Raw genomic sequence first — 10,698 nt, forward strand, 5'->3', positions numbered from 1 at the left:
CAATCATGGTTTGCGCAGCACCTACTTCAGCCTGTCTGATTGAGCGTGTCGCCTCAACATCCACGATAACGGAATGATCCGTGTCGATCGGATAATTGTTCGAATAGCTGAAGATTGCAGGCCCTTTGCGGGCCGCAGGGTGTTGTCACGTTAACGCTCTGCGGATTGCTCCTTCACCAGAGGCAGCGTAGCGGACACCTATGAACCGGACGAAGATCAGCTACAAGCGGCACCGCTTTCCGCCCCAAATCATTTCCCACGCCGTCTGGCTCTATGCCCGGTTCAATCTGAGCCTGCGTGAAGTTGAGGAGATGCTGCTCGAGCGCGGCGTCGATGTGTCTTATGAAACGGTGCGGCGGTGGATGGCGAAATTTAGGCCGAAGATTGCGGGCAACTTACGACGGCGCCAGGGGCGTGCGGGCCATATTTGGCATTTGGATGAGGTGCGTGTTGAGATCTCAGGTCGGGCATTCTGGCTCTGGCGGGCGGTCGACCAGGAGGGCCTCGTTCTGGACGAAATCCTGCAGCGCAGACGGGACAAAAGGGCCGCGAGGCGCCTGTTGAGGAAACTGATCAAGCGCCACGGTCTGCCCCAAAGGATTGTGACTCCCTCTCGGGCATTGCAGACAATGCCCTGCCGGGCAGCGGATAAGCTCCGATCTTACGGCGCAGCAAAGCGGGGGCTGACGCCCGGCCTCGAGCACCGCTCGCACAAAGGGCTGAATAACCGCGCCGAAAACAGTCATCTGCCGTTCCGTAAGCGAGAGCGATCTATGCAAGGGTTCCGGTCTCCTGGCGGATTACAGCGTTATGTGTCCTGCCACTCCGCTATCCAGATCAGATATCACCGCATGGAAGCATTCGACGCGTGGAGATCGGCGGCAAGGATCGCCTGAATCCGACTGATAAAACCCATACTCAAAGCGCCAAAGTTAACGTGACAACACCCGCAGGGCAGATGACGCAGCCGGAACTCAGTCTTCGATTTCAACGCGGTCGTGCTCCACCCCGTCGACGTCGTAGGCGCGGTAGATCATACGGTCGTCGTCGCGCATGACGTCGATGATCTGGAACATCTGCCGCTCTTCCACGGACAGCTCGATATAGTCGTGGCTGTCGATCTCGTAGAACTTCTCTCCCGCGCTGGACACGACATAGTAGATGCCGCCGTCATCGACCGTGGAAACCTCGCCGTTTAGCATCGGATAGGTTCGCATATAGCCATGGTCGTGGCCTTGAAAGACCATCGAGATGACATCGTTCTGTTCCCAGATAGGCATCCAGTTTTCGGTGATGCGACCATAATAGCGGCCCGGGCGCGACGTGTAGGCGGCGTGGTGGGTGAAGACGAACGAGAAGTCGTCGTCTGCCTCTTGCAGCGCCGTCGGCAGCCAGTCACGCTGTTCGCCATTCCAGGCATTGCTGTCGAGCATGATGAAAGTGTTGCCGCCGAACTCGAAATGGTAGGCGAGCCCGGCCGGGATATCGTCGGGCCCATTGTCAGGCAGGCGGAAGGTGGCGCGGTAATAGGCAGGATCGTCGTCGGGCAGGTATTCGTGATTGCCCGCGATCGGTGCAATGGGTATCGACCGGCCCGCATCGCCCAGGGCGGCGAAGAAATCGTCCCATTGATCGGCATCGTTGCCGCGGCTGACGAGATCGCCGCCGAAGATCAAAAGGTCGACATCGGGACGCATCCGCATCAGCGTGTCCATAACGCTTTCAAACCGGTCAAAGCCTTCCTGGACGTCGCCGATAAAGGCCAAAGACATCGGGTGTTCGCCGCTGCGCGCGGTCTCGAACGTGGCGGCGGAGGACCAGCCGGTCGCGTCGGAGCCGACGGCGTAGGTATATTCCGTGCCGGGTTCCAGCCCGTGGAGGAGCACGCTATGGCGATGAATTGCCGTCTGGTTCACGACGCGGAGGCTTTCGACAAGTACGGTGTCGGCTGGGAAGATCTGCGGTTCGGGACGGTTCGGGGCGTTGTATTGCTCAGCCAGCCAAAGGGCGACGGATTGGCCGGTGACGGAAATGTCGGTGCGCCAGTTCACCGCCATCTGTTCGCGCGGGTCTTTGGCGATGGTTAGAAAGATCTGGTCGGGCTGGGCAGTCGCCCGGTGGTCGGTTTCATGAAACGCACCGTAGATCGCGGCGGCGGGGCGCCGGTCGGACGGGGTACGGATGAGCGTCATGCCTTCAAGTTCGGGCGAGACGGCGTCGAGCGTGACGGAGCGGTCGACATAGGTTAGCGCACCGCGTTCCAGCGGGCCAGTATCGAGAGTGTCCGGAGCGAGATTCGCGACCTCGGCCTGGGCGATCTGACCTTGGGGGGTGACGCCGATGAAGTAGTGTTCGCGGACCACGCGCAGGGCGTGGATGCCAAGCCCGATCTCGCCCGCCGGGTAGTCGCGGCGCCAAACGTCGAAGTCGCGTTGGTAAGCTTCAGCCAAGAAATCGGTCCGGTCGAAGCCCTGGTCGGCGAGCCAGAAGGGTTCATTCACCTCATCGAGGCGGGTATCGCGGAAGATGTAGACCGTGACTGGGGCATCCACCGTGAAGGTGATGTAGCCGGTTGCGAAAAGGGCGCGCTCGTCCTCGGTCAGGAGGGCTTCGAAATCGCCGGGATTGGCATCGGTGATCTCTTCGGGGGCAAGGGTTTGCAAGAAACGGTCCTTAATCGCTTCTGCTGTGTCAGCGATCGGATCCGCGCTCGCCGTCACTGCGGCAGTCCAAGCCGCAAAACTAATCGCTAAGAAACCGGATCGGCGAATAGATTTCATGAGAAACTCCAGAGTTTGACGTGATCATAGCTAGGATCATTCTCCGACAGATTCATGACATGGACATCAATGCGCGACTCGATCGAATCGACACTTGTCGAAGCTCATCTGACGACTGCGAACCAGCATGTTCGGCGCAAATCGTTGGAACAGCTAAACCTCGATAATTGGCAGTGCCTGATTGTGGTTATAGTCTCGACCAGCTGAGCCCATGTGGAAACTTTGATCCAACCGTCTCAACCCATCAAACGGCGGTACTGTTGGGTTTTAGAACGCTTCGCCCACCGGAAGCAAACCGCTATCGCTCAAACTCGATCCCCGCACCAAGGTCTCAAATCGCTAAGTCTTGCACTGTATCAGAGCTTGGTTTTGCAACAGAACGGACGTTCGGAGCGGTAGCTCACAAACATCATTCACGTTGGATCAGATCCGAAATGTCGCTTTGGCAAAGAGCAATCTGCTCCCCAATCGGTTATGGTGCAGCGGTGGCAAAATCACGCAAGACAGAACCGTTGTTAACAGCTGTCCTGCGCCCGTCCCGCATGGAAAGCGCACCATTGACAAGCACATGGGCGATGCCGCTGGCGTAGCGACGCGGGTGACGGGCTGTCGCGTTGCTGGTAATTGCCAGGGGATCAAAGACGCAAATGTCGGCGTGGTAGCCTTTGATCAGTTTTCCCCGCTGCCGCAGCCCAATGCGCTCTGCGGGTACAGACGTGATCTTGGCGAGTGCTTGGCCAAGGGTGAGTATGCCGCGGTCACGGATATAATATTGCAAGAACCGCGCGGCCCAGCCATATCCGCTGAGTGAGCCAATATGGTCGCTGAGGACCCCGTCATTGGCTATGGCAACCGTGTCGGAAATCACCGCGCATTCGCCTTGTTCCAGACAAAGCTCGATATCCTTGTTCTGAAAACTTTTGGACGACCACATTGCCGCCATCATGTTTTCGCCTTCCTCCAGCAGAATATCGAGGACGGCATCATAAGGATCGACTTCCCGAATGCGTCCGATTTCTTCGAACGTCGCGCCAACGAGATCCTTGTTGGCTGTGGCGTTGAGCAGGATGATGTCGTTCCACTGCTGCGCCTTGACGATCAGCCACATTGGTTTCGGGTTGGCTTTGATCTGAGCGCGAGTCTCGGGATCGGCAAGACGTTTGAGAACCTCGTCGATGGACCCGGCCTGCGCCCACTTGGGTAGGATCGCGGCCATCAAAGTGTGATTCCAGTCATGCGGGATCACGTCAAAGGCGACGTCGCCATCATGGCGGCGCGCCAGGTCGATCATCTCTAGCGTGTGCTCCATCGCATGGGACGGCGCACCGAATTTGGGCTGGATGTGGCTGATCTGTAGCTTGGCACCCGCTTGCCGGGCCGTGCTCATCGCCTCCGTAAAGCCAAGATCATATTCGGTGTCGCGGTTGCGCACGTGGGTGGCATAGAGGCGCCCATGTTTCGCGGCCACCTCAACCATGGGGACGAGGTGATCCGGGGCGGCGAGGATGCCAGGGAAATATTCAAGGCCGGATGAAAAACCACCCGCACCTTCTTCCATGCATTGATCGACAAGCTTAGCCATTTTGGCGACGTCGTCAGGCTCTCCCGCGTGCAGCTCATCGCCCAGGACCGTCCGGTGGATGGTGCCATGCCCGACAAAGGCCACGACATTCACGCCGAGGGGGGTGTCGTCTAGCACATCGAGATAATCGCCGAAGCTGAGCCATTTTTTGTGTTCCGCCTTGTCGGTGAACCAGGGCGCGACTTGTCGGATCGCGGAATAGGAGCACACCGGCGCACAGGAGATGCCGCATTGTCCGATCACCTCGGTCGTGACGCCCTGATGCACCTGGCTTTCAGCGCGGCCATCGGCGATGAGCGTGAAATCAGAATGGGTATGCATGTCGATAAAACCGGGCGAGACGGTGAGGCCCGCGACGTCGATCACCTCCTCGGCCTGGGCTGTGATTTCACCCACTTCGGCGATCAGGCCATCCTTGATGCCAACATCGCTGATGCGGGCCGGGGCACCGGTGCCGTCGTGCACCTCGCCGCCTTTGAGGACGATGTCGAACATGCTGTTACCTCACGGATGCGGGGCCATAAACCCAGTTGGGCAAAAAGAGCGTCAGATCAGGGAAGAGGATGATTATGATCATGCCGACGATATAGGCGCCGATAAACGGCAGCACCGCCACCGATATTCGTTCAAGTGAGATTTTTGAGATGCGGGACGCGATGGTGAGATTTGCACCCAATGGCGGGGTCAAGAAGCCGATTTCGCAGGTGATGACGGTGAAGATGCCAAAGAGCACAGGATCCACGCCAAGCGAGACAACAAGCGGCAGGAACACGGCCGTAAAGAGCACGATCTGTGCAAGGCTTTCCATGAAAGTGCCGATGAAGATGTAGAACATGCCGATCAACAGCAGGACCAAAAAAGGGCTGGTCGTGATCGCGGTGATACCGGATTGCACGGCGGACGGTACGTCATAAAAGGCAGTGAGTTGCCCAAAGGCCAAAGTCGGCGTGAGCAGTATAAGGATGCCGGTCAACAAAGCGGTAAAGCGCAGCGCCTCCAACACCTTTTTCACACTCAGTTCGCGATAGACGAAAAGACCTACGAAAAGGGCATAGAACACCGCCACACCTGCCGCCTCGGTCGGGGTGAAGATCCCGCCATAGATGCCACCGAGGATCAGCACAGGCGCGCCGATGGACCATTTGCCGTCCCATGCAGCGCTCAGGAAGGGGGCCCAGGTAAACCGCTCGCCGCCGCCGCCATAGCCGCGCCGTCGCGCGATGATGTAGGTGGTCATCATCAAAAGCGTGGTCACGATAAAGCCGGGCACGATGCCGGCAAGGAACAGACGGGGAATCGAAGTTTCGGATACCAGCCCATAGATGATCATCAGGTTGGACGGCGGTATCAAACTGCCCAAGGCGCCGGCGCTGGCGGTAATGGCAGCGGCAAAGGGGACGTCATACCCCTCCTTCTTCATCGCCGGTACAGTGGCTGAGCCAATTGCGGCCGTGGTCGCAGGACCGGAGCCCGAAAGCGCGCCAAACAGCATGCAGGCAAAGACGGTGACCAGACCCATGGAGCCGCGATAGGCACCCACAAGCTTTGTCGCGATGCCGATCATGCGGTTCGCCATGCCACCCGTTTCCATCAGGCGTCCCGCCAGCACGAAGAGTGGGATGGTGAGCAGCGGAAATGGGGTTAAGCTGTTGTATCCGGTCTGGGCGAGCAGCGTGTACGGGATGTCGATCAGAAAGAGGGCAAGCGCGGTTGTAAGACCGACTGAGGCGAATAACGGCACACCGATGAGTGTCAGAAAGACAAAGCAGATGGACAGAAGGAGCAGTTCGTTCAAAAGAGGTGTTCCTCGTCCGGGGGAACATCCCCGTCTTCAAGCAGCATTCCCGGCAATCCCTTGGCCCCATCGCGATACCACCGCACGTAGGTCTGAAGCAGACGAGCGAGCATAAGACCGTAGCCGATGACCAGAATAGTCTGGGGATAGAATTCATTTATGCCCAAGCTTGGGCTGCGCGAGGGGAAGCTCCATAGGACGCTCAGGTATTCCCAGCTCACGCGGATCATCAGGACGCTGAAAGCGGCCCAGGCGAGGTCGGCCATATATATGGCGTAGCGGCCCACGCGCATGGGCAGGGCCTGTACCGCAACAAGAATTCGGATGTGGAAACGTTCGCGCACGCACAGCGACGCCCCCATATACACCGCCCAGACCATGCAGATTGCCGCGGTCTCTTCAGTCCAGTGCAAAGCAATCTCGAATACATAGCGCGCCAGCACCTGGCTCATCACTGCGACGGCGATAATCGAGAGCGCGATGCAGCAGATCGCCTCTTCAAAATGCTTTTCAAGCCAACACAGGATGATCATGACATTGCCTTCGGAAGGGTGCGGGGGCCGATTAGGCCCCCACTTGGCAGCTTACTCGGCTGCCGCGTTGATCATTTCGACGAGATCCACAAATTCCTGACCACGCTCGGCTGCGATGGCTTGCTGAACGTCCTGGGCCGCTGAAATAAAGTCTGCCCGGTCTGGATCGGTCCGTGTCATGCCGCCTTCGCTGGCGAGCCAATCGCGAACCTCTTCGGTTTCAGTGCGCACCTGGGCACTGAACTGGGTGCTCGCATCGGTGGCAGCGCGCATCACTTGCTCTTTCTGCTCATCATTCAGACGGTCCATGAAGCTTGATGAGGCGAAAAGCGGTGCCATTGAGACGAAGTGTTCGAGAATGACAAGATTCGGCATAAATTCGTAAAAGCTCATGTCGCGGATGAACGACGTGCCATTATCGCCCCCATCTACTGTGCCAGTCTGCAGCGCGGTCGGTGTTTCCGACCAGGCCAGCGGCACAGGATTTGCACCAAAGGCCTCAAAAGTTTGCAACATCACGGCATTATTCGGTGTCCGGATCTTTAGGCCTGCCATATCCGCCATCGTCTCGACTGGACGCACCGAATTGTAAAAGTCGCGGTAAAGCGCCGGGCCAAAGGCTAAAAGATGCACACCTGTGTCTTCCAGCAACTGCCCCTTGATGAAATCACCGACCTCGCCATCAACCACGCGTGCCAGGTGATCGGTGTTCTGAAAAATGTACGGCAGTACCGTCACATCCATCAGTGGCCAATGCGGCGAGACATTGTTGGCAGTGATGAAGAACCCATCAACAGTGCCCAATTGCATCGCGCGGAAACCCTCATCTTCGGTCGCCACCTGGTTGCAGCAGCGCAGGCGCACATCGACAGAGCCGTCCGTATATTCTTCGACCAATTCCTCAAAAATCGCGCCAAAGCGACCATACAACGATTCTTCCGGCGCGCCGAAACCTACGTTCATCGTGATCTCTTGGGCCATCGCCGTTCCGACAGAGAGTGAAAGCGCGGCCAATGCGGCTAGTGTTTTACCGTGCAGTTTCATTACCAATCTCCTTGTTGCTTTACCGTTTTTCTCTAGCGTTGCACGGGAACGCACACAGGGATAATATCATTTGTATCATTTTTGATACCAAAAGGGCATCATGCGATCTGATTTCCGCAGGCTTCAGTACTTTGTCGCTGTCGCCGAAGAGCTGCATTTCCGCCGCGCAGCAGACCGGTTGGGCATCGCCCAGCCTGCGCTGAGCCGCGCCATTCGTTCGATTGAGGAAGAGATGGGAGCGGTGCTCTTTTCCCGCACCAACCGCGCGGTGAAACTGGCACCTGCCGGGCAAGTTTTTCTGGAGCGGGCCTACGAGATCCTCAGCCTTGTCGAACGCGCAAGGCGGGATGTACGCAATGCCGACGAGGGCCGCGTGGGCACATTGCGGATCGGCTATACCGACTTTGCTATCGCCGGGCCCTTACCAAATTTGCTCAAGGAATTTCAGGTCTCACAGCCGCAGATCACACTTCAGCCCCAACATGGCGTCACGCTCGCGCAGCTCAAGCGCCTCGCGGAGGGCAAGCTGGATATCGGCTTTGTGACGGGTCCGATCAGCGTACCGGGATATGCACAACGGCCAGTATATGCCGAACAACTCGTGTGTGTTTGCCCGGACAGCCATACCTTTGCCCGGCGCGATAGCATCCAGCTTGCGGATCTGGCAGAGGAGGATTTTGTCCATGGCGGCGCCACCGACTGGCAGTACTTCTATGATTACCTCAATCCCCTTTGCCGGCGCGCGGGGTTCATGCCGCGCATTACGCAAGAAGCGTTCAATACCGCCGGGATTCTTGGCCTTGTCGCCTGCGGCATGGGGGTTACCGTTCTGACAGAAGGCGTGGCCCGGACACTGGGGCCGGGTCTGCGGATGGTCCCGATCCCGGATGTGTCCGAGCGACTAATCACCTGTGCAATCTGGCCGCAGGACGAGGCGCGCGGGCCGATTGGCCACTTCGTGAAATATCTGGATGGCTTGCCAGCAGTGTAAGCTTCGCTACCCCGTGACGGTCCCGCCGAGTACCGTGCCCACGATGGGAATGTCGCGCAGGCGCGCGGGGTCGGTCTCCAGCGGATCGCCGTCTAGAATGGTAAAATCGGCACGCTTGCCAGTTTGGATCGAGCCGACCTGATCATCCATCTTCAGGACATATGCAGCACCCAAAGTGATATTGTGGAGCGCTTGAGAGACAGTAATCTTTTGGTGGGTCCCAAGCTGGTGGCCTGCCTCAGTCAGGCGGTTCACCGCGATCCACGCGGTATGCAAAGGAGCCATTGGCGTCACCGGCGCGTCGGAGTGGATCGCAAAGTCACCCTGGAACACATCCCAGGCATCGCGAGCGGCGTCCATTCGCGCTGCGCGGTTCGGACCGATCGTCTTTGTGCGATGCAGGTCGCCAAAGTAATATACGTGGTTTGAAAAAATGTTCACCGTCAGTCCAAGCGCACGCATCCGTTTGAACTGATCCAGGCCAGCAAGCTGCACATGTTCGAGTGTATGACGGTGATCCGCGTTGGGCGTACGCATCATCGCGTCCCGAAACGCGTCAATGGCCAGTTCGGATGCCGCATCGCCATTGGTGTGCACATGGGTTTTGACACCGGCGCGGTGCAAGGCACCAACAGCCGCGCGAAAATGGTCCAACTCCATGTTCCAGATACCGTTATCGTCCATTCTAAAATAGCCCGGTGCCTTCAGCTTGGCTGTTCCGCCTTGAATGGCACCGTCGGTAAACAACTTTGCGCGCCCCAGGTGGAGCTTTTCGGTAGAGCGCTGCCTAAGCTCAAGCGCGCGCTGCGCTTCGGTCGCCGGATCTCCACGCATTGCGTTCATAACGGGTACATAGCGCGCAGCACAAGTATCATTGCTTGTCTCGCGCGTCAGCATATCCACCTCGGCATCTTCAAGGTCCGACAGCAGATCAGCAACCGTCGTGACGCCGCAATTACGGGCGACCTGACCATAGGCACGTACTGCGTCAGCATCGGCGAGATCCGCAAAATTCAGCCGCGCTTCCGACATGACCGGAGCCATTGCCGCGAATTCCTGCAACTCACCATTGGGAGCACCATCGCCTCCCCGTACGACACCTTCGATATTGGACTGCGCATCGATACCGGCCTGCGCAAGAGCCACGGAATTGGCCGTCAGCAGATGAAAGTTGGAGTGTATAATAACCACGGGACGGTCAGTCGAAACCTGGTCAAGGCAGTCTTTGTCAAGGCGGTCCCCCTCCAGAAAATTTGGATCGAATCCCCATCCGACAATGGGGACGCTTGGCGGCGTTTTGGCAGCCAAGTCCCGCATCCGAGCGATGAGCGCAGCGTAGTTTCGCACACCTGACCAAGTAGCCCCCGCGGGATCGACCCGGTCATAATGGCCGCAATAGGTAAAGCGCCAGACCCCGCCCGCCATCACATGGGCGTGTGCTTCAATCAGGCCGGGCATCATCACATGGGCAGCAAAACGGTCGTCGCGCAAGACCTTCCCCCAACCGTCACCGCAATCGGGCCCGCCAACGCCGACGATAATTCCGTCCTTCACGGCAACATGCGTGGCGAAGGGGCAGTTACCATCCATTGTGAGAATTTTTTTGACGCCGTAGACAGTGACCATGGCGATAGGCTCTCCTTTGCGGGTGCAGGGCATACACCAATTCGTCAAGCTGCGACTACCGCTCTAGCGCTACATCTACGGTACTTACAGATGAGTTTGAAATACAGCCTGCGGTCTTGAGATAAATTCAAAGGATATGTGTGAGGTTAGTATGGGGTGCGGTCTGGGCGGGGGGCCGCCCTGCCCCGGTGCCGGGCGGCTCTGTGATCCCGGCCATGCCCCGCAGCCGACCCGCCACACGCGCAAGCGCCGCGGCCAAACCGGCCTCCGCCTCTCGCCAGTCCGTGAGGATCCCGGCTTCGCTTGCGCCCGCCCTCGGGCCCGGCGGCTCATCATCCGGTGCGTCT

8 protein-coding genes and 2 pseudogenes are annotated in these 10,698 nt (G+C 58.3%); 2 read left to right on the forward strand and 8 right to left on the reverse strand.

Annotated elements, in window-relative coordinates; genetic code table 11:
- A pseudogene (locus IU397_RS24075) lies at positions 1-145 on the reverse strand (IS5/IS1182 family transposase); the annotation flags it as partial.
- Between the two features lie 55 nt (positions 146-200).
- Here IU397_RS24075 and IU397_RS22665 point away from each other — a divergent pair.
- Entirely contained in the window at positions 201-896 is a 696-nt protein-coding gene (locus tag IU397_RS22665) for an IS6 family transposase (protein WP_204417878.1), read from the forward strand.
- A 78-nt stretch (positions 897-974) separates the two neighbouring features.
- On the opposite strand, the gene IU397_RS22670 is transcribed toward IU397_RS22665, so the two are convergent.
- The 5 genes from IU397_RS22670 to IU397_RS22690 form a co-directional block, all read right to left on the reverse strand.
- Complete coding sequence (locus tag IU397_RS22670; RefSeq protein WP_204417879.1) at positions 975-2,780, reverse strand: metallophosphoesterase family protein; 1,806 nt, start codon at positions 2,778-2,780, stop codon at positions 975-977.
- A gap of 472 nt (positions 2,781-3,252) precedes the next feature.
- Positions 3,253-4,857: an amidohydrolase family protein gene (locus IU397_RS22675; RefSeq protein WP_204417881.1), complete on the reverse strand. Its 1,605-nt coding sequence runs from the start codon at positions 4,855-4,857 to the stop codon at positions 3,253-3,255.
- A gap of 4 nt (positions 4,858-4,861) precedes the next feature.
- Entirely contained in the window at positions 4,862-6,157 is a 1,296-nt protein-coding gene (locus tag IU397_RS22680) for a TRAP transporter large permease (protein WP_204417882.1), read from the reverse strand.
- The gene (locus IU397_RS22685; RefSeq protein ID WP_204417883.1) at positions 6,154-6,690 is read right to left on the reverse strand and encodes a TRAP transporter small permease; all 537 of its coding nucleotides are present in this window, start codon (positions 6,688-6,690) and stop codon (positions 6,154-6,156) included. The genes IU397_RS22680 and IU397_RS22685 overlap by 4 nt, the downstream gene beginning before the upstream one ends.
- A 51-nt stretch (positions 6,691-6,741) precedes the next feature.
- Entirely contained in the window at positions 6,742-7,734 is a 993-nt protein-coding gene (locus IU397_RS22690) for a TRAP transporter substrate-binding protein (protein ID WP_204417884.1), read from the reverse strand.
- A gap of 100 nt (positions 7,735-7,834) precedes the next feature.
- Here IU397_RS22690 and IU397_RS22695 point away from each other — a divergent pair, with 100 nt between their 5' ends.
- The gene (locus tag IU397_RS22695; protein WP_204417885.1) at positions 7,835-8,725 is read left to right on the forward strand and encodes a LysR family transcriptional regulator; all 891 of its coding nucleotides are present in this window, start codon (positions 7,835-7,837) and stop codon (positions 8,723-8,725) included.
- Between the two features lie 6 nt (positions 8,726-8,731).
- Here IU397_RS22695 and IU397_RS22700 read toward each other — a convergent pair whose 3' ends face one another.
- Together IU397_RS22700 and IU397_RS22705 are read right to left on the reverse strand one after the other, a co-directional pair.
- Entirely contained in the window at positions 8,732-10,351 is a 1,620-nt protein-coding gene (locus IU397_RS22700) for an amidohydrolase (protein WP_239480011.1), read from the reverse strand.
- Positions 10,352-10,478: 127 nt separating this feature from the next.
- Positions 10,479-10,698, reverse strand: a pseudogene (locus IU397_RS22705) (hypothetical protein); the annotation flags it as partial.

Origin of the sequence: Actibacterium sp. 188UL27-1, assembly GCF_016901225.1 — a bacterium.
GTDB lineage: Bacteria > Pseudomonadota > Alphaproteobacteria > Rhodobacterales > Rhodobacteraceae > 188UL27-1.